At 71.2% G+C, this 18,469-nt stretch carries 17 protein-coding genes; 8 read left to right on the forward strand and 9 right to left on the reverse strand.

Features of this window, described 5'->3' with window-relative positions:
- Positions 1–5: 5 nt before the first annotated feature.
- Positions 6–1,352 carry a methylation-associated defense system protein kinase MAD6 gene (mads6, locus tag ACNF49_RS06180; RefSeq protein ID WP_357975207.1) on the reverse strand — a complete coding sequence of 449 codons (1,347 nt, stop codon included), beginning with the start codon at positions 1,350–1,352 and terminating at the stop codon, positions 6–8.
- Between the two features lie 61 nt (positions 1,353–1,413).
- On the opposite strand from mads6, the gene ACNF49_RS06185 reads away from it, so the two are divergent.
- The 3 genes from ACNF49_RS06185 to ACNF49_RS06195 all read left to right on the forward strand — a co-directional run bounded on the left by ACNF49_RS06185 (position 1,414) and on the right by ACNF49_RS06195 (position 3,456).
- Positions 1,414–2,031: a type 1 glutamine amidotransferase family protein gene (locus ACNF49_RS06185; protein WP_357975204.1), complete on the forward strand. Its 618-nt coding sequence runs from the start codon at positions 1,414–1,416 to the stop codon at positions 2,029–2,031.
- Between the two features lie 95 nt (positions 2,032–2,126).
- A complete protein-coding gene (locus ACNF49_RS06190) occupies positions 2,127–2,567 on the forward strand; it encodes a MarR family winged helix-turn-helix transcriptional regulator (RefSeq protein ID WP_357975454.1) in 441 nt (146 codons plus the stop codon).
- Between the two features lie 622 nt (positions 2,568–3,189).
- The gene (locus ACNF49_RS06195; RefSeq protein ID WP_352322992.1) at positions 3,190–3,456 is read left to right on the forward strand and encodes a hypothetical protein; all 267 of its coding nucleotides are present in this window, start codon (positions 3,190–3,192) and stop codon (positions 3,454–3,456) included.
- Between the two features lie 280 nt (positions 3,457–3,736).
- Here the strand turns inward: ACNF49_RS06195 and ACNF49_RS06200 are convergent, their stop codons facing one another.
- Positions 3,737–4,207: a C40 family peptidase gene (locus ACNF49_RS06200; RefSeq protein ID WP_482943054.1), complete on the reverse strand. Its 471-nt coding sequence runs from the start codon at positions 4,205–4,207 to the stop codon at positions 3,737–3,739.
- Positions 4,208–4,622: 415 nt separating this feature from the next.
- On the opposite strand from ACNF49_RS06200, the gene ACNF49_RS06205 reads away from it, so the two are divergent.
- A complete protein-coding gene (locus ACNF49_RS06205) occupies positions 4,623–4,889 on the forward strand; it encodes a hypothetical protein (protein ID WP_352322994.1) in 267 nt (88 codons plus the stop codon).
- A 411-nt stretch (positions 4,890–5,300) separates the two neighbouring features.
- Positions 5,301–5,648 (forward strand): STAS domain-containing protein, encoded by a 348-nt coding sequence (locus ACNF49_RS06210; RefSeq protein WP_357975197.1) that lies wholly within the window; start codon positions 5,301–5,303, stop codon positions 5,646–5,648.
- Here the strand turns inward: ACNF49_RS06210 and ACNF49_RS06215 are convergent.
- The 5 genes from ACNF49_RS06215 to ACNF49_RS06235 are packed head-to-tail and all read right to left on the reverse strand — an operon-like array spanning position 5,615 to position 12,657.
- Positions 5,615–7,810 (reverse strand): terpene synthase family protein, encoded by a 2,196-nt coding sequence (locus ACNF49_RS06215; protein WP_482943055.1) that lies wholly within the window; start codon positions 7,808–7,810, stop codon positions 5,615–5,617. The two genes, ACNF49_RS06210 and ACNF49_RS06215, sit on opposite strands and share 34 nt — an antisense overlap.
- A complete protein-coding gene (locus ACNF49_RS06220; RefSeq protein ID WP_482943056.1) occupies positions 7,810–9,180 on the reverse strand; it encodes a family 2B encapsulin nanocompartment shell protein in 1,371 nt (456 codons plus the stop codon). The genes ACNF49_RS06215 and ACNF49_RS06220 overlap by 1 nt, the downstream gene beginning before the upstream one ends.
- 43 nt (positions 9,181–9,223) lie before the next feature.
- Positions 9,224–10,633: a family 2B encapsulin nanocompartment shell protein gene (locus tag ACNF49_RS06225; RefSeq protein WP_357975188.1), complete on the reverse strand. Its 1,410-nt coding sequence runs from the start codon at positions 10,631–10,633 to the stop codon at positions 9,224–9,226.
- Positions 10,634–10,660: 27 nt separating this feature from the next.
- The gene (locus ACNF49_RS06230; RefSeq protein WP_482943057.1) at positions 10,661–11,602 is read right to left on the reverse strand and encodes a 4-hydroxy-3-methylbut-2-enyl diphosphate reductase; all 942 of its coding nucleotides are present in this window, start codon (positions 11,600–11,602) and stop codon (positions 10,661–10,663) included.
- A gap of 11 nt (positions 11,603–11,613) precedes the next feature.
- Positions 11,614–12,657, reverse strand: coding sequence for a polyprenyl synthetase family protein (locus tag ACNF49_RS06235; protein ID WP_357975182.1), 1,044 nt, complete (start codon positions 12,655–12,657; stop codon positions 11,614–11,616).
- A 128-nt stretch (positions 12,658–12,785) separates the two neighbouring features.
- On the opposite strand from ACNF49_RS06235, the gene ACNF49_RS06240 reads away from it, so the two are divergent.
- Together ACNF49_RS06240 and ispG are read left to right on the forward strand one after the other, a co-directional pair.
- Positions 12,786–14,534 (forward strand): 1-deoxy-D-xylulose-5-phosphate synthase, encoded by a 1,749-nt coding sequence (locus ACNF49_RS06240; protein WP_482943058.1) that lies wholly within the window; start codon positions 12,786–12,788, stop codon positions 14,532–14,534.
- Entirely contained in the window at positions 14,522–15,625 is a 1,104-nt protein-coding gene (gene ispG / locus ACNF49_RS06245; protein WP_357975175.1) for a flavodoxin-dependent (E)-4-hydroxy-3-methylbut-2-enyl-diphosphate synthase, read from the forward strand. Before ACNF49_RS06240 ends, ispG begins: the two co-directional genes overlap by 13 nt.
- A 113-nt stretch (positions 15,626–15,738) precedes the next feature.
- Here the strand turns inward: ispG and ACNF49_RS06250 are convergent, their stop codons facing one another.
- Complete coding sequence (locus tag ACNF49_RS06250) at positions 15,739–16,944, reverse strand: carbohydrate-binding protein (RefSeq protein ID WP_482943059.1); 1,206 nt, start codon at positions 16,942–16,944, stop codon at positions 15,739–15,741.
- Positions 16,941–17,117, reverse strand: coding sequence for a hypothetical protein (locus ACNF49_RS06255; protein WP_482943060.1), 177 nt, complete (start codon positions 17,115–17,117; stop codon positions 16,941–16,943). The genes ACNF49_RS06250 and ACNF49_RS06255 overlap by 4 nt, the downstream gene beginning before the upstream one ends.
- 165 nt (positions 17,118–17,282) lie before the next feature.
- Between ACNF49_RS06255 and ACNF49_RS06260 the strand changes: the two genes are divergently transcribed.
- Positions 17,283–18,464 carry a zinc-dependent alcohol dehydrogenase gene (locus ACNF49_RS06260; protein WP_357975169.1) on the forward strand — a complete coding sequence of 394 codons (1,182 nt, stop codon included), beginning with the start codon at positions 17,283–17,285 and terminating at the stop codon, positions 18,462–18,464.
- The last annotated feature ends 5 nt before the right edge of the window (positions 18,465–18,469 follow it).

The following is an 18,469-nucleotide window of genomic DNA, read 5'->3' on the forward strand; positions in this document are numbered from 1 at the left end:
GGACGTCAGGGGCCGGAGACCAGGCGGCGGACCAGCCGCCGCAGCCGCGACTGCTGCAACGGCACGCCCTGCAGCGCGTCGAGCGCCTCGGCGGCGCTCGGCCGCTTGGCCGGGGCGTGGTCGAGCATCCGGCGCACCACGTCGGGGACGTCGGGACCGTGGGCGTCGGCGCTGGTCGGGAGCTGGCCGGTGAGCAGCTGGTAGGCGATGGCCCCCGCCGCGTAGACGTCGGACGCGGTGGTCATCCGGTCGGGACGCTCCTGGCACTCGGGCGCCACGTAATGGGCGTCGAGCACGTTGCCCAGCTCGTGGGCGACCGTGTAGTTGCGCGGCCCCGGCTTGGCGTAGTCGAAACCGGTCAGCACCGCGTGCCCGTCGTCGGTGACCAGCACGCACCCGGGGGTGAGCGCCCGGTGGACGACGCCGTTGGCGTGCGCGTGCGCGAGCCCGCGCAGCAGGTCCTGGATCACGCCCAGCCTGGCGCCCTTGCCCAGCGACAGGTGCAGCGCCTCCCCGTGGACGTCGTCGAGCACCAGCACGAACCGGCTCTCGTCGTCGATGGCGAAGAAGTCGCGCGAGCGCACGACGCACGGATGGGGCGGGATGCGGGCGAGCGACTGGTAGGCGTTGGCGATGCGCTGGCGCTCGGCGGCCCGCGCCTCGTGGTCGGCCAGCGGGTCGGCCTGGTAGACCCGCAGCAGCACGGTCTCGCTGCCCGGCAGCGTGGCGTTGAACGCCCGGTATTCGGTGACCTTGGCGTCGCCGCCGAGCTGCTCCTCGACCTCCCAGTTGCCGAACCTGGGCGGCGCGGTGCTGCGGCGCACGGTGTGGTTGAGCGCGTCGAGCACCGCCGTCAGGTAGGGCCGCACGTCGGGGCTGCACCCCCGCCTGACCCGCGAGACGTCGCCCAGCGTGGCCACCAGGCCGGGCAGGTCGGTGACGTGGGGGGCGTCGCGGCCGGCCTGGTCGACCAGCTCGGCGTCGGGCGAGGTGAGCACGACCAGGCTGTCGACGTAGACGCGTTCGAGCTGGGTGGCCCTCGACACCAGCAGGCCCTTGAGCGCCTTGGCCGTGCCCCGCAGCTTGGTCACCGGAGAGCCGAACGCCTCCCTGCGCGGCGGGTACCAGCGGGTGCCGGACACCTCGATGCGGCCGCGGGTGCCCTTGACGTCGACGACCACGAGCGAGTGGGCGGTCAGCACGAGCAGGTCGACCTCGAACACGTCGTCGCCGCGCGGGACCTCGACGTTGTGCAGCAGCAGCCAGTCGGCGGGGGCGTGGTCGCGCAAGTAGGAGATCACGCGCCGTTCGGCGTCGTTGACCGGCCGTCCTCCGCCGACGATCTGTGCCATGGCGCCTATCCTCCCACGGTTCTCCATTGACAACATGCTGTCGAAATGACAGTATGTTGTCATGAAGGGAATCATTCACCACGCCGTCTACGACACCTTCGCCGACTGGGAGACCGGGCACGCGACCGCCCATCTGCGCAGCGAGCGCTTCCAGCGCGAGCCGGGGGCGTACGAGATCGTCAACGTCGGCCTGACCGGCGAGCCCGTCGTCAGCATGGGCGGCCTGCGGGTCACCCCCGGGCTGGCGCTCGACCGGCTCACGCCCGAGGGCAGCTCGCTGCTCATCCTGCCGGGGGCCGACCTGTGGGACGCGGGTGACGAGCTGGCGCCGTTCGCCCGCAAGGCGCGTGAGTTCCTGGAGGCGGGGGTGCCGGTCGCGGCCATCTGCGGCGCCACGGCCGGCCTCGCCCGCGAGGGCCTGCTCGACGACCGCGGCCACACCAGCGCGGCGCTGCCGTATCTGGGGGCCCAGCAGGGTTACGCCGGAGCCGGGCACTACCAGGAGACGGACGCCGTGCTCGACGGCGACCTCGTCACCGCCGGCCCCACCGAGCCCGTCGCCTTCGCCCGGGAGATCTTCCGCCGGCTCGACGTCTACCGGCCCGACGTCCTCGACGCCTGGTACCGCCTGTTCGGCAAGAGCGACGCCTCGGCGTTCGAGGTGCTGATGGCCGCGTGACCCCCGGCGGCAGCCCCGTCCCGGACGACCACCCTTCCCGGCGCGACGCGAACGTTGCCGGGAGCGGTGGCGGGAGCGGTGACGGCGGTGGGAGTGTGGCGGCCGAGCTGCTGTCCGGTCTGGCGCTGGCGTCGTTCCGGCTCAACGGCCAGTTCCTGCACGTGGCGGAGGAGCTGGCCAAGCCGGCGGGCATGACGGCGGCCTGGTGGCAGGTGCTGGGCGCCGTTCTGGAGGAGCCGCTGCCGGTGGCGGGGATCGCCCGGGTGATGGGGATGACCCGTCAGGGGGTGCAGCGGATCGCGGACCTGCTGGTGGAGAGGGGCCTGGCCGAATACCGGCCCAACCCGGCCCACCGCCGCGCCAAGCTCCTCCAGCCGACGGAGGCGGGCCGCGCGGCGATCGCCAGGATCGTCCCGGGCCACCGCGACTTCGCCGACCGCCTGGTGGACGCGCTCGGCCTCGACGCCGCCCGCGAATCCCTGACCGCCCTCCACCGCCTGACCACCGCCCTGGACCACCTGACCACTCCACCCTGAACCACCCGACCGCCCTGCCCTGAACCGCCCCCGCTCGGCGCTGCCCGGTGCTCCTCCCGCCGCATCGCGTCCCGCCCCCTCCCGGTCCTTCGGCGGGAGGGGGCGGTTTTGGTTCGGGGGCGTTCTCGCAGGTCAGCGGGATTGAACACGGGCAGCGCCGGCATGACGACCTGCGCCTGCGCCTCCCATTGCCGTCCGGCCGGGGACGGGACATCTGGCTCGACCGCCGTCCGGTAATAGCGGAACAGCCCCCTGAGGCGATCACCTGGATAACCACTCACCTGGTCTCCAAATTCGCCGAATTCGGGCCCGGCGCCGTAGGTCGTTCCTCAAGTTTCGGGTGATCGTTGCCTGAACGGCAGTGCACGAACGCCCCAACATCGCCGCCGGAAGGCCAAAAGAATCCCGTTCGCCGGGCAGCCCGACCGGGATATATGCAGTGCCCCGTCGATGAGCGCGGAAACCGAGTGCCAAGAAATCGAGGCGTCCCCTTGACCTTCGTTAGGGCATTCCGAGTTGCGATTTTCGCTGCCTGCCGCGATGGTTATTTGCGGCACCTCACAGCCCTGCACAAACGACCATGGCGCACAAATTCAGCGCCGATCCATGGAGGAAAGCAAACATGATCCGTCGCATTCTGGCCGGTGCAGCTATCGCGGTCACCGCTCTCGGCTTCTCCGCCTCCGCCGCGTCCGCGGACGTCGGCCCCAACCCGTACAACAACGGGCAGAGCATCCTGAGCCAGCTGAGCATCCTCGACGACCTGACGGCGCTGAACGATGTCGCCAACGACTCCATCAAGTACATCGACATCCTCACCCTGCTGCACCTGAACGACATCGAGGCCAACGTCCTCAACAACCAGGACAAGTACGGCGACAACAACTGAGCCTCCTCGCGTGGCGTAGGCAGGAAGACGATCGGCGACCCGTGGGGAATATCGCGGAGCCGCCCGGCCAAGGTCGCCTTCCTGGTGCCTTGAGGTGGACCGAAAGTACGGGCCGTGGCATTTCGCGAGGCCACGGCACGGGCTTGGTGCGCACCGAGCTCTGAACGCCTCGCGGCCCAGGTCGATCACTGCAGGACGACCTGGGCCGCGGGGCTCACGCGTAAGCGCACCCGGCTTCGTGCCCGGACCCGCCCGGCGAACTCGGCCCGGCGGGCTCGGCCTAGGCGTCGGAACGGCTCGGGCTCGGGCGTACGACGCCCAGGAGGCGCGGCCGTTCCAGCGCGTCGAGCCGTACGGACTCGCCGCTGAAAGGCGCGTGCACGATCTGCGTCCCGTCCACCGCGAGCGCCACGTGCTCGGGACCGGGGGTGTCGACGTCGCTGTCGTAGAACACCAGGTCCCCGGGCTGGATCTCCTCCCGCGGTATCCGGATCCCGGACCGCCACTGCTCGTACGTCGTCGTCCCGATGGCCACGCCGGCCCGCGCCCACGCGTACTCGGTGAGGCCCGAGCAGTCGAATCCCCAGGTCCTGGCCCCCTTGCCGATACCGAAGCCGGGGCCGCCCGGACCGCCGCCGCCCCACGAGTACGGGACGCCGATCATCTCTATCGCCGCCCGCAGCGCGATCGAGCCCGCCGCCGACCGGACGGCCGGAGCCTGCGCGCGGCACCCGTGCGGCTGGCAGCCCACGGCGCCCTGCGCGGGAATCGAATGGGAAACGCACACAATGATGTGCGCCAATGCTGTTGCCAACAATCGCAGTAGTCCGTTCATGGCATATTCGGCACCCCCGCGTGACCGGCCGGGCCGTCGTTATGGCACGGCGTTTCAAGCGACTTCTCCCGATTACCTGCTCCGGGAGTATGGGGATAAAACAACCTGCCGTGCCCGACGAGTCACATTATTTCGGGCCATTTCGGGATGACTTTCGCCCGATCGACGGCCAAGGAATAAGTGCGGGTACTTGACTTTGGCTTAGCAAATTTTCCTTGCGGCCCACCGCAGTCCCACGAGATCGTTATTCGCGAAAATCCTGCCACTCGGGAGGCGGGAAATAAATGATGACGCGCACCGCTGCGCCGATTCCGATGAAAGGGAAGTAAAAATGATGCGTCGCATTCTCACCGGTGCAGCCATCGCCGGCGCGCTGTTCGGGTTCACGGCCACGAGCGCCTCGGCCGACGTCGGTCCCAACGCCTACAACGGTGGCAAGGCCATCCTGAGCCAGCTGTCCATCCTGGACGACCTGACGCTGGCCAACGACGTCCTCAACGACTCCGTCAAGTACATCGACGTCCTCACCGCCCTGCACCTCCAGGACATCGAGCTCAACGTCCTGGACGCCCAGAGCAACTACGGCGACAACAACTGAGACCGCTGATCGGCGGCGGCCCGTCCGCGCGCCCGTCAGGCTGATCTGAAGGCGTTCCGGCAGCCACGACCCCTCGTGGCGGCACCTTGCCGAACGCCCCCGGATCGGCCGCGGCGGGACGCGTGCGGGCCCCGCCGCGAGGACGGTCCGAAGCCGGCCCAGCCCTGCGTGCTGGGCCGGCTTCGTGCGTCTGCGGGGACCGGTGCAACTCTTCATTATTGGGCTGCAAATCGGTCATTTTCTCCTGAACATTACATAGCGAAACATACTTCGTGTAACCTGGTTTCGGGTTAATCGTCAGCGCGGCGAAGGAGCCGCGACCTCCTCAGGGCGGCCACCACGGCCGGGAGGAACTTGACGGTCATCCCACCGGCAACCCCCTGTCCATAGCTGTTGGGGGGTGCGCACGTCGTGAACGGTCTCGAAGAGCGGCTGCTCTATCAGGACGGGCAGCTCAGCATCACGCTGCGGGTCGCTCCCGGAGCCCCGGCCGTCGCACTGTCCGGGGAGGTCGACGTCACCAACAGCCCCGCGCTCGCCAGCACGCTGTCCGACTCGCGCGGGGGCAGCACGTACATCGTGGTCGACACCGGCGAGCTGACCTTCGTCGACCTGTCCGGGCTGCGGGTCCTGGCGATGCCCGCGCTGCCCCCGGACGAACGGTGGATCCGGCTGCACAACGTCACGCCGCACCTGCGACGTCTGCTGCGCATGATGGGCTGGTTCTACGCCCCGCGCCCGTACGACGTGCCGCTGTAGACCAGGGTCGCCGCCGACGTGCCGAGCCCGTGGGGGCCGGACAGCCGGAAGGCCGGCGGCCGGTGGTGCCGGCGCAGGGACGGCTCGTCGTAGCGCAGACAGCCGCGGTGCCAGTTGAGAATGCCGGTCAGCCAGTGGCGGCAGTCGGCCAGGAACGCGTCGAGCGCCTGCCGCGCCGCGCAGTCGAGCCCGAGGTCGTCGCACAGGACCGGCAGCTCGTGCGCGGCGATGTGCTGGAACTGCTTCATCCGCGAGGTCAGCAGGTCGTTGACGATGCCCAGCGCGGCCGGGTAGTCGCAGTCGAAGAAGTTCTGGACCACCAGAAGGCAGTTGTGCAGCTCTCCCTCGAACTCGATCTCCTTCTGGTACGAGAAGATGTCGTTCATCAACATCCCGCAGTCCATGACCGCGTTCTCCAGCGCCCGCATCGGGCCGCTCTCGTACAGCGCCTCGGGCAGCGCGTGCGCGTGCCGCAGCCGGCACAGGCTCATCGTCAGCTCCGAGCCGAAGGTGAGCCGGCGCATCTCCAGGTAGTCCACCGGGTCGGGGATGTGCCCGGCCGCCTCGTTGCCCAGCTCCCAGAGCCAGCCCTCGCACATCGTCACGACCGACCGCCGCAGTTGCGCGCGGGCGCCGGTCGGCATCGGCCCCGCCGTACGCGCCCACAGGTCGGCCAGGCCGCGTTCGAGCGCGCTCACGGGCGGCGGCGCCGGCGTGCCGTCCAGCGGCATGAACGCCGCGAGCCTGGACACCGTGACCTTGGCCGCCGCCAGGTTGCCCGACCGGCCGAAGACGACGGGGAAGTAGTCGTCGCCGTAGGTGCCCCAGCACAGCCAGTACGAGGCCAGGTCCAGTTCCTCGGAGGTGGCGTCGGGATGCAGGCCCGCCGCGCACAACGGCAGGTCGTAGTCGGCCAGCTTGTCGGCGTCCCAGACCGCCGAGCCCACGACGCCCGGCTGGGCCTCCAGCAGGCCCATGGACGCGCACCAGGTCACCGCGTTGCGCCGGGCCCGGTCGAGGTGGGGGGAGAGGCGCAGCTCGAAGGGCACGTACAGCTCGGGGATCTGCGAGGGGCCGACGCGCTGCCGCCCGGTGTGGGCGAAGTTGCGCAGGCGCTTGGCCCCCGTGGCGTCGATCAGCGACTTCGCGCCGAGCGGCCGGGCCGTCTTCGCGCCCTTGTTCATGTAGCGGCTCGACCGCAGGTGCCACTCGTGCCCGCCGGACTGCCAGTCCTGCAGCCCCTTGACGTAGGCGAGCACGTCCATCGCCGACAGCGGATCGACGGCGTGCTCGACGAAGAGCGGGCCCAGCTCGGCCAGCGCGGTGTGCTCGAACTGCTGCATGCGCGAGGTGAGCAGGTCGTTGACGGCGTCGGCGGCCTCCTGCGTCGTGCACCCGAGGAACGTCTCCAGCACCAGCACGCCGTTGCTCAGCTCGCCCTCGTCCCTGACCTCGCGCTCGTAGGAGAACAGGTCGTTGCGCAGGTGCACGGCGTCGGAGAAGCTGTCCTTCAGCACCCGCAACGGCCTGGTGCCGGCCAGCCGCGCGGGGATCTCGGCCCCCACCGCGTGCTCGACCAGCCCCGCCGACCACGGCGCGCCGCCCACCTTGCGGCGCATCTCGATGTACTCGACCGGGTTGGCGATCCGGCCCTCGTTGATGTTGGACAGCTCCCAGATCGACTCGTTGAGCAGGTGGCGGGTGCTCTCGGCGAAGCGCCGCCGCCAGTCGGCCGACATGCCCGGCACCGTACGCAGCCACAGGTCGGCCAGGCCCGCCTCGACCGGGTTGGCCGGCTCCGGCATGGACAGGTCAGCGCCCATCGGCATGAACCGGGGCAGCCGGTCGAGGTGCCGCTTGCCGCCCCGGATGTCACCGGAGCGCTTGAAGACCTCGAGGAAGTGGTCGTCGAAGAAGAACACCCAGACGTACCAGTCGGTGATCAGGCACAGCTCGGCGCCGTCGCAGTCGGGATGGGTGTAGGCGCACATCAGGGAGTAGTCGTGGCCGTCGAGGTCGGCCTCCTCCCAGACGCCCGATCCCTCCAGCATGCCCATGTCGCGCGCCCACTGCTTGGCGTGCGTACGGGCCTCCTCCAGGTGCGGGTTGAGCCGCGCCGGGTACGGCATGTAGAAGTCGGGCAGTTCGAACGGCTGAGCCATCAGCTCGCGACCTCCACGTCCTCCAGCGCCCCGAGCGCGTCGGGCACCAGGACCGCGCACGAGTAGTAGGCGCTGACCAGGTACGACATGACGGCCTTCGGGTCGATGCCGGCGAGCTTCACGCTGAGCCCCGGCTCCCGCTCGTCGGGCACGCCGGTCTGGAACAGGCCCACGACGCCCTGGTCCTTCTCGCCGGTGCGCATGCACAGGATCGAGGTGGTGCCCGCCCGGCTGATCGGGATCTTGTCGCACGGCAGGATGGGCACCCCCCGCCACGACTGCACGGGCACGCCCTCGATCTCGATGGTGTCGGGATAGACGCCCCTCGCGCTGCACTGCCGGCCGAAGGCCGCGATGGCCCGCGGGTGGGCCAGGAAGAACCGCGACTTCTTGCGCCGGCTGACCAGGTCGTCCAGGTCGTCGGGGGTGGGCGGCCCGGTCAGCGTGCGGATGCGCTGGCTCGGGTCGACGTTGTGCAGCAGGCCGAAGTCGCGGTTGTTGACCAGCTCGCGCTCCTGCGACTCGCGCACCGCCTGCACGGTGAGCCTGAGCTGCTGCTCGGTCTGGTCCATCGGGTCGCCGAACAGGTCCGCGACCCGGGTGTGCACGCGCAGCACGGTCTGCGACACGCTCAGCTCGTACTCGCGCGGGCCCGGGTCGTAGTCGACGAACGTGCCCGGCAGCGTGTGCTCGCCCCGGTGGCCGGCCGACAGCTCGATGGCCGCCTCGCCGTGCTTGGTCTGGGGGGCCGCCCGCCGGGCGCGGTGGCGTTCAAGCCGGTCGCGCAGGGCGGGCGTACTCTCGGCCAGCGCGCGCAGCTCCTCCCACGGCAGGGCCAGCACCGTGCACCTGGTGCCGGCCTCCAGCGTGTCGTGCCGTACGGCCCGCTCGCCCGGCGGTTCCGTCCCGGCGTGGTCGCCCTCGCCGAGGGTGCCGAGCACCAGGCGGTTGCCGTAGTCGCCCGGCTGGAACCGGGTGACCCGGCCGTCGGCGACCAGGATGATCTCGTCAGCCGGCCGTCCGGCCCGCGCGATCGTGTCGCCGCGGGCGTACTCCCGCTGCTCGAACAGCCCGGCGAGGGTGTCGAGCAGGCGGTCGTCGTCGAGCCCGTGGAGCGGCGGCAGCTCGGTCAGGCTCGGCGGCACCACCCGCACCCGGGCGCCGGTGCGCGAGAAGCTCACCCGGCCACCGCCGACCATGTAGGTGAGCCGCCGGTTCACCCGATAGGTGCCGGCGGTGTCCACCCACGGAAGCATCCGCAGCAACCAGCGGGAGGAGATCTCCTGCATCTGCGGAGGCGTCTTGGTCGTCGTGGCGAGCTTCCGCGCCGCGGCGGTATCCAGGCTCAGCCGCTGATCCGACTCCGTCAACACAAACACCACCAATTCTTGGACCGGACGGACGAAGGGGCTGCTAGCCGTTCCTGCCGAGCTCGACGTCCTCCAGGACGCCGAGCGCGTCGGGCACCAGGACGGCGGCCGAGTAGTAGGCGCTGACCAGGTAGGAGATGATCGCCTTCTCGTTGATGTTCATGAAGCGCACCGACAGGCTGGGCTGGTACTCGTCGGGGATGCCGGTCTGGTGCAGGCCGACGACGCCCTGGTTCTCCTGGCCCGTCCGCATGAGCAGGAACGACGTGGTGCGCTTGCCCGTGACCGGGATCTTGCTGCACGGGAAGATCGGCACGCCCCGCCAGGCCGGGATGCGGTGGCCGTTGACCTCGCTGGCCTGCGGGTAGAGGCCGCGCTTGCTGCACTCCCTGCCGAACGCGGCGATGGCCTGCGGGTGCGCGAGGAAGAAGGCCGGCTCCTTCCAGACCACGGCCAGCAGGTCGTCGAGGTCGTCGGGCGTCGGCGGGCCGGAACGGGTGCGGATGCGCTGGCTGAAGTCGGCGTTGTGCAGCAGGCCGAACTCCCGGTTGTTGATCAGCTCGTGCTCCTGGCGCTCGCGCAGGGCCTCGATCGTGAGGCGGAGCTGCTGGTCGAGCTGGCTCATCGGCTGGTTGTACAGGTCGGAGACCCGGCTGTGCACCCGCAGGACCGTCTGGGCGACGCTCAGCTCGTACTCGCGGGGGGACTGCTCGTAGTCCACGAACGTGCCGGGCAGCGCGACCTCGCCGGAGTGGCCGGAGGACATGTCGATCGCGGCCTCGCCGTAGGCGTTCTGGGCGTGGTCGCCGGAGGCGCGCCAGTTCTGGATGTGCTCGCGCAGCGCCGGGGACTGCTCGGCGAGCTGCTCGAAGGTCTGCCTGGACAGGGTGAGCACGGTGGTGTGCGTCTTGGCCGTGGCGGTGAAGTCGTACGTGCCGCCGCCGGTCAGCGCCTGCTCGCCGAGGTGGTCGCCGTCGGCCAGGACGCCGAGGTTCTGCTCGTCGCCGTAGGCGCCCTGCCCGACCTTGCCGACCCGGCCGTGGGCGATCAGCACGAGCTGGTCGGCCGGGTCGTCCTCCCTGACGATGGCCTCGCCGGGCTCGACCTCGCGCTGCTGGAAGCGGTCGGCCAGTGCTTCGAGCACGTCCATGTCGTCGAAGCCGCGCAGCATGGGCAGCTCGGTCAGCTCGGCCGGGATGACCCGCACGTCGGAGCCGGTCGTGGAGAAGGTGATGCGCCCGTCGCCGAGCGTGTACGTCAGGCGCCTGTTGACCCGGAACACGCCACCCGAGCACTGCACCCACGGCAGCAGTCGCAGCAGCCACCTGGAGGTGATCTCCTGCATCTGCGGCGGTGTCTTGGTGGTGGTCGCGAGCTGTTTGGCGGCCTCGGTACTGAGGCTGAGCTGCCCGTTGCCGTTCAAGGGCGCGCTGGAGTCGGTGGTTTCTGTCATGGTGCACCGCCAATCTCGGTGTGGGGTCTAGCCGGGGTTGCGGGAGGAACGGAGTTCCAGGGGGAGGGAGAAGGTGAGCGTCTCCTCGGTCACGGTCACGGGCTCCACGTCGGTGTAGCCGTGGCCGGCGAGCCAGCCGAGCAGGTCGTCGACCAGCACGTCGGGAACGGACGCGCCGGAGCTGACCCCGACCGTCCCAACTCCGCCGAGCCATCGCGGGTCGGCGTCGGCGGCGCGGTCGACCAGGTGGGCGGCGGGGGCGCCGGCGTGCAGCGCGACCTCGACCAGCCGCCGGGAGTTGGAGGAGTTGGCCGAGCCGACGACGATGACCAGGTCGCAGCGGGGGGCGATGCTGGTGATCGCCTCCTGGCGGTTCTGGCTGGCGTAGCAGATGTCGTCGCTCGGCGGGTCGGCCAGCTGGGGGAACCGGTCGCGCAGCTCGGCGACGGCGCCCATGGTCTCGTCGACCGAGAGGGTGGTCTGCGACAGCCAGGTCATGTGCGCCGCGCCGCTCGCGGTGACCTCGTGGGGCCTGGCCGGATCGACGACGTGGATGCGGCCGGGCGCCTCGCCGAGGGTGCCCTCGACCTCCTCGTGCTCGGCGTGGCCGATGAGCACGATCTCGTGGCCGGCCTCGGCCAGCCGCACCGCCTCCTTGTGCACCTTGGTGACCAGGGGGCAGGTGGCGTCGATCGTGCGCAGGCCGCGGCCCCCGGCCTCCTGCCGGACCGCGGGGGAGACGCCGTGGGCCGAGAAGATCACCAGCGCGCCGTCCGGCACCTCGTCGAGCTCGTCGACGAAGACCGCCCCGCGCTCGGTGAGGTCGGCCACCACGAACGTGTTGTGCACGATCTGCTTGCGCACGTAGACCGGTGGCCCGAAGCGCCGCAGCGCCTCCTCCACGGAGAAGATGGCCCGTTCGACGCCCGCGCAGTAACCGCGCGGGGCCGCGAGCAGTACGCGTCCCATCGGAGAGCCCCCTACTTGGTACGGTGCGCGAGCTGGTCGGCCAGGACGGACAGCGCGCTGCCGGCCTCGGGCCCGATCGGCGCCCGTGCCAGGGCGGCCGTGGCCTCGCCCACGCGTTCGTCGATCATCGACTCGACCTGGTCGAGCGCGCCGGTGTCGATGAGGATGGTGCGCAGCCCGGCGGCCTGCTCCTCGGTGAGAGCCGGGTTGCCGTGCCAGGCGCGCAGGTGGCCGAGCTGCGCGGGCGAGGCGTGCGCCATGGCGTGCGCGATCATCACCGTGTGCTTGCCCTCGCGCAGGTCGTCGAGCGCCGACTTGCCGGTCTCGGCCGCCGAGCCGAACGTGCCCAGCACGTCGTCGCGCAGCTGGAACGCCTCGCCGAGCGGCACGCCGAACCGGGAGAAGGCGTCGAGCAGCTCGGGCGAGGCGCCGGCCAGGGCGCCGCCGATCTGCAGCGGCCGCTCGACGGTGTACTTGGCCGTCTTGTAGCGGATCACCGTGAGCGCCTCCGTCACGCTCGCCCCGGCGCGGAGCTGGGCGAGGATGTCGAGGTACTGGCCGCTGATGACCTCGGTGCGCATGGCGTCGAAGAGGTGGTGCGCGGCGCGCAGGCGGACGGGCTCGACGCCGCACGACGACAGCAGGGTGTCGGACCAGGCCAGGCTGAGCGTGCCGAGCAGGATGCCGCCCGCGTGCCCGAACGCCTCCGCGGACGGGCCGTCGTGGAGGTCGGCGAGGTTGCGGTGGATGGTCGCCCGGCCCCGGCGCAGCTCGCTGCCGTCCATGATGTCGTCGTGGATGAGCAGCCCGGCGTGGCACAGCTCCAGGGCCGCCGCGGCGCTGACGATCTCGTCGCAGTCGGCGCCGCCCGCGCCCCGCCAGCCCCAGTAGCACAGCAGCGGGCGGATACGTTTGCCGCCGCCGAGGATGAACTCGGTCAGCAACCGGTAGGCCGTCTGCACGTCGGGATCGGAGACGGGCGCCTGCCACGTCTCGAGGAAGTCGGCGAGGCGTCGCTCGATCCGTGATCCGAGGTAGTGCTGAGTGAAGCTCACCGGCATCCGCTCGGCTCCTTCTGGTCGGGACGCACTACCAATAGTTACTACTTGAATACAGAGCGTGTAAAGTGTCTTGGGCCTTTCAACTATTCTTTTGGCTCACCGCAACACCGTCAGGGGATGTCATGACGACCCTGTTGCCGTACGTTTCCACTCCCCAAGACCTGCGCGCCCTGCCCGCCGAGCTGCTGCCCGGCCTCGCCCGCGAGATCCGCGACTTCCTGGTCGAGAAGGTGAGCGCCCGCGGCGGGCACCTCGGCTCCAACCTCGGCGTCGTCGAGCTCACGATCGCCCTCCACCGCGTGTTCGACTCGCCCGGCGACGCCATCGTCTTCGACACCGGGCACCAGGCGTACGTCCACAAGATCCTCACCGGGCGGCGCGACTCCTTCGACGCCCTGCGCTGCCGCGGCGGCCTCAGCGGCTACCCGAGCCGGGAGGAGTCCGTGCACGACCACGTCGACAACTCCCACGCCTCCACCGCACTCGCCTACGCCGACGGCCTGGCCAAGGCGCGGCTGCTGACCGGCGACGCGGACCGGGCGGTGGTCGCCGTGGTCGGCGACGGCGCGCTCACCGGCGGGATGGCCTGGGAGGCGCTCAACAACCTGGGCGCCGGCCGCCACCGGCCGGTCGTCGTCGTGCTCAACGACAACGGCCGCTCCTACGCCCCCACCCACGGCGGCATCGCCGACCACCTAGCCCGCCTGCGCACGGCCGCCGACGTGACCGTCTTCGAGCAGCTCGGCCTGCGCTACCTGGGCCCGGTCGACGGCCACGACATCGCCGCGCTCGAAGCGGCCCTGCGGGCCGCCCGCGAGCTGCGCGCCCCCGTCGTGGTCCACTGCGTCACCCGCAAGGGCCGCGGCTACGACCCGGCCGAGCGCGACCACGACGAGCACCTGCACGCGATCCCGGCCACCGACCCGGCCACCGGCCGCCCCCTCACCGCCGGGCCCGCCACCTGGACCGACGCGTTCGCCCGCCACCTGTGCGTGCTCGGCGAGCGCCGCGACGACCTGGTGGCCGTCACCGCCGCGATGCCGGGGCCGACCGGGCTGGCCTGCTTCGGGCGGCGTTTCCCGGGCCGCATGTTCGATGTCGGCATCGCCGAGCAGCAGGCCCTGGCCTCGGCGGCGGGCCTGGCCATGGCGGGCCTGCACCCCGTGGTCGCGGTCTACGCGACGTTCCTGGGGCGCGCCCTCGACCAGGTGCTGATGGACGTCGCCCTGCACCGGCTGCCGGTGACGCTCGTGCTCGACCGGGCCGGGCTCACCGGCCCAGACGGGCCCAGCCATCACGGCATGTGGGACCTGGCGGCGCTGGCCATGGTGCCCGGCATGCGGGTGGCCGCGCCGCGCGACGCCCGCCGGCTGTGCGAGCTGCTGGAGGAGGCGGTCGAGCACCCAGGGCCCACCGCGCTGCGCTTCCCCAAGGCGGTCGCCGGTCCCGAGCTCCCGCGCGTGGGGCGGGTCGGCGACGCCGACGTGCTCTTCGCGGGCGGCCCCGACGTGCTGCTGGTGGCGGTCGGGCCGATGGCCGGGCCGTGCCTGGGCGCGGCGGCCATGTTGTCGGCCGCCGGGATCGGCGTGACCGTGGTCGATCCCCGCTGGGTGATCCCGGTCCCGGCCGGTCTGCGCGGGCCGGCCGGTGCCGCCCGGCTGGTGATGACCGTCGAGGACGGCCTGGCCGCCTGCGGGGCCGGCGCCCTGCTCCGGCAGGAGTGCGGGCCCCGGCAGCACATCGTCAACCTCGGCCTGCCGCGCGAGTTCGTCGCGCACGGGAGCCGGGCCGGGTTGCTCGCCGAGGCCGGGCTCACCGGCCAGGGCATCGCGCACACCGTTCGAAGGGAGCTGGACAGGTGGCCGCTGTAGATCTCGGACTGCCGGTGCGACATCGGGCGCGCAGGGCGTCCAGGCAGGTCATGGTGGGTTCCGTGCCGGTGGGGGGCGACGCGCCCGTCTCGGTGCAGTCGATGACGACGACGGTGACGGCCGACGTCAACGCCACGTTGCAGCAGATCGCCGAGCTGACGGCGGCGGGCTGCCAGATCGTCCGCGTCGCGGTGCCGACCCAGGACGACGCCGACGCGCTGCCGGAGATCGCGCGGAAGTCGCAGATCCCGGTCGTCGCCGACATCCACTTCCAGCCGCGCTACGTCTTCGCCGCCATCGAGGCGGGGTGCGCGGCGGTCCGGGTCAATCCCGGGAACATCAAGAAGTTCGATGACAAGGTGGGCGAGATCGCGCGGGCCGCGTCCGGCGCGGGGGTGTCCGTCCGCATCGGGGTCAACGCCGGCTCGCTCGACCCCCGGCTACTGGCCAAGCACGGCAGGGCCACGCCGGCCGCGCTGGTGGAGTCGGCGCTGTGGGAGTGCTCGTTGTTCGAGGAGCACGGCTTCCGCGACATCAAGCTCTCCGTCAAGCACCACGACCCGCAGGTGATGACGGCCGCCTACCGGATGCTGGCCCGTAGCTGCGACTACCCGCTGCACCTCGGCGTCACCGAGGCCGGGCCGCTCATGCAGGGCACGATCAAGTCGGCGGTGGCGTTCGGGATCCTGCTCGACGAGGGCATCGGCGACACGATCCGCGTCTCGCTGTCGGCGCCTCCGGTGGAGGAGGTCAAGGTCGGGATCGGGATCCTGGAGTCGCTGGGGCTGCGGCGGCGGAGGCTGGAGATCGTCTCCTGCCCGTCGTGCGGGCGGGCCCAGGTGGATGTGTACGGGCTGGCCGAACGGGTGACCGCGGCGCTCGACGGGTTCCCCCACCCGCTGCGGGTGGCGGTGATGGGCTGCGTGGTCAACGGGCCGGGCGAGGCCAGGGAGGCGGACCTGGGGGTGGCCTCGGGCAACGGCAAGGGGCAGATCTTCGTCAGGGGCGAGGTGGTCCGCACCGTCCCCGAGTCGCGGATCGTGGAGACGCTGGTCGAGGAGGCCCTGCGGCTGGCCGGGGAGGCGTCCTGACGGGCGGGGGGGAACGCATTGGCCGGACGATGTCCCTGACGGAGGAGTGGGACATCGTCCGGCCGCGCGGTCCAGGTCGTGAGGGGGTATCTCCGCCCTGGACGTCTAGGGGATCAGACGCGCTGCCAGAGAGCCGGCACGTTCGGCGGCTCCCAGCCGGGCTGGGCGGTGTGCCCCTGGAGGCAGCGGTAGGTCGAGCCGCCGTACGTCACCGTGGAGCCGGCCGTGTACGTCGTGCCCGCGGCCCACGTGCCGCCCGGGACGGTCGTGGTGACCGTCGGCGTGCTGGTCGGGCCGGGGCCGCCGCCCTGGGTGGCGAGGGTCAGGCCGTAGGTGGACAGGATCTCGTTGACCGGCTGGAAGTACGTCGTGCCGCCGGAGCTGCAGTTGCCCGAGCCGCCCGACGTCACGCCCTGGGCCTGGTCGCCGGAGATGAACGAGCCGCCGGAGTCGCCGGGCTCGGCGCAGACGTTGGTCCGCGTCACGCCGGAGACGGTGCCCTCCTGGTAGGTGACGCTGGCGTTGAGCTGCTGGACCGAGCCGCAGTGGTAGCCGGTGGTCGATCCGGCGCGGCAGACGGCCGAACCCACCTGGGCCACGGTCGAGCCGCGTACGGGCAGGATGCCGGCGCTGTAGCCGTACACCACGCCGGTCGGGGTCCACTGGCCGTTGACCTCGACCCAGGAGTAGTCGTTGCCCGGGAAGGACGAGCCGCGGAACGTGCCCATGGCGACCCGGTTGGAGCCGGACGTGCTGGACCCGGCGTTGCCGCAGTGGCCGGCGCTGACGAAGCCGCCCTGCGAGCCGGCCTTGGTGACCGAGAAGCCGACGGAGCAGCGGGTGCCGGAGCCGATGTAGTAGGCGTCGCCGCCGCGGACGTCGTAGAACAGCGTGGGCTTCTCGGCCGAGCGCACGACCTGGACGGCGGAGGTGTCCGCGCCGCTGGCCTTCACCCAGGCGGCGGCCTTGGCGGGGCTGGAGCTGAGGACGACGACGGAGTTGCTGACGACGTCCACGTACCAGACGGGGGCGGTCTTCGGGGCCTTGGCCGACGCGGCGTCGAGCCTGGCCTTGACCTGGTCGAGGCTGCCCAGCGAGCGGGCGACCACGCGGGCCTGCACGCCGGCCTTGGCGATGGCGGCCACCTGCGCCGGGTCGGTGGTGGCGGTGATCGGGGTGGAGGTGGGGCCGGTCACCCAGGAGCCGGCGTAGGAGGCGCCTAACTGGGCGCGCAGGGTGGGTTCGAGTCCGGCCGCCGCGGCCTCGTTGACCAGGCGGGCCTCGGCCTGCTGGCCGGTGATGCCGAGGTCCCGGCTCATGGCGTCGACCAGGCCCTGCGGGGGTCGGCGACGGCTTCGGCGTTGGTGCGGGCGATGGAGTAGGGGGTCTCGTCCTGGGCCGTGGCGCCCTTCGCCGCGAAGGCCAGGGCCGGGACGCTGATCATGGTGACGGCGATCGCGATGCCCGCCGTCACGGTCTTCCTGGGGAGCATGTGCACGTCTCCTCGCGTACAGGGGGGTGTCTGCACGGTACGAGCCCGAATACGAGGAGTGGTCGTCTCAAAACACCCCTATCACGGTGTTATGGGGCAAACCGTTTGGAGCTCTATGTGGGGGTATGCGGGATTTGTGCCGTCCGAATCCCATCTGGAGGCGTCATGAAGGCCGTCACCTGGCACGGCAAGCGCGACGTACGGGTCGAGGAGGTCCCCGACCCGGCCATCAAGGAGCCCAACGACGCGGTGATCAGGGTGACCAGCTCCGGCATCTGCGGCTCGGACCTGCACCTGTACGAGGTGCTCGGGCCCTTCATGGCCGAGGGCGACATCCTCGGCCACGAGCCCATGGGCGTCGTCGAGGCAGTCGGGGCCGCCGTCACCGACATCAGGCCCGGCGACCGCGTCGTCATCCCGTTCAACATCTCCTGCGGCCACTGCCACATGTGCGGCCTGGAGCTGTACGCGCAGTGCGAGACCACGCAGGTGAAGGAGCAGGGCATGGGTGCCGCGCTGTTCGGCTACACCAGGCTGTACGGCCAGGTGCCCGGCGGCCAGGCCGAGTACCTGCGCGTGCCCGAGGCCCAGTTCGGGCCGATCAAGGTGCCCGAGGGCCCGCCGGACGAGCGTTTCCTGTTCCTGTCCGACGTGCTGCCGACCGCCTGGCAGGCCGTCGACCACGCCGAGATCCCAGACGGCGGCAGCGTCACCGTCTTCGGCCTCGGCCCCATCGGCCAGATGTGCGCCCGCATCGCCCGCCACCTCGGCCACCGCGTGATCGGCGTGGACGGCGTCACCGAACGCCTGGAGATGGCCCGCCGCCACGGCATCGAGGTCGTGGACGGCAGCGAGACCTCCGACGTGCCCGGGGCGATCCGCGAGCTCACCTCGGGGCGCGGCACCGACTCGGTGATCGACGCCGTCGGCATGGAGGCGCACGGCTCCCCGGCCGCCAAGATCGCCCAGACGCTCACCGGGCTGCTGCCCGACGCGGTGGCCGCGCCGCTGATGTCCCACGCGGGCGTCGACCGGCTCGCCGCGCTCAACCAGGCCATCGACACCGTCCGCCGGGGCGGCGTCATCTCCGTCATCGGCGTCTATGGCGGCATGACCGACCCGATGCCGATGCTGCGCATGTTCGACAAGGGCATCACGCTGCGGATGGGCCAGGCCCACGTGCGGCGGTGGATCAACCGGCTCATGCCGCTGGTCACCGACGACTCCGACCCGCTCGGCGTCATGGACCTCACCACCCACCGCATGCGGCTGGAGGACGCGCCGCAGGCGTACGAGATGTTCCAGAAGAAGGCGAACGGCGCGATCAAGATCCTGCTACAGCCCTGAGCAGG

The organism is Actinomadura sp. ATCC 39365 (assembly GCF_054392275.1).

Coding starts and splice junctions, on each gene's coding strand:
- mads6 (WP_357975207.1), bottom strand. CDS start 1,352: ATGGCACAGATCGTCGGCGGAGGACGGCCGGTCAACGACGCCGAACGG.
- ACNF49_RS06185 (WP_357975204.1), top strand. CDS start 1,414: ATGAAGGGAATCATTCACCACGCCGTCTACGACACCTTCGCCGACTGG.
- ACNF49_RS06195 (WP_352322992.1), top strand. CDS start 3,190: ATGATCCGTCGCATTCTGGCCGGTGCAGCTATCGCGGTCACCGCTCTC.
- ACNF49_RS06205 (WP_352322994.1), top strand. CDS start 4,623: ATGATGCGTCGCATTCTCACCGGTGCAGCCATCGCCGGCGCGCTGTTC.
- ACNF49_RS06215 (WP_482943055.1), bottom strand. CDS start 7,810: ATGGCTCAGCCGTTCGAACTGCCCGACTTCTACATGCCGTACCCGGCG.
- ACNF49_RS06225 (WP_357975188.1), bottom strand. CDS start 10,633: ATGACAGAAACCACCGACTCCAGCGCGCCCTTGAACGGCAACGGGCAG.
- ACNF49_RS06230 (WP_482943057.1), bottom strand. CDS start 11,602: ATGGGACGCGTACTGCTCGCGGCCCCGCGCGGTTACTGCGCGGGCGTC.
- ACNF49_RS06240 (WP_482943058.1), top strand. CDS start 12,786: ATGACGACCCTGTTGCCGTACGTTTCCACTCCCCAAGACCTGCGCGCC.
- ACNF49_RS06250 (WP_482943059.1), bottom strand. CDS start 16,944: ATGAGCCGGGACCTCGGCATCACCGGCCAGCAGGCCGAGGCCCGCCTG.
- ACNF49_RS06255 (WP_482943060.1), bottom strand. CDS start 17,117: ATGCTCCCCAGGAAGACCGTGACGGCGGGCATCGCGATCGCCGTCACC.
- ACNF49_RS06260 (WP_357975169.1), top strand. CDS start 17,283: ATGAAGGCCGTCACCTGGCACGGCAAGCGCGACGTACGGGTCGAGGAG.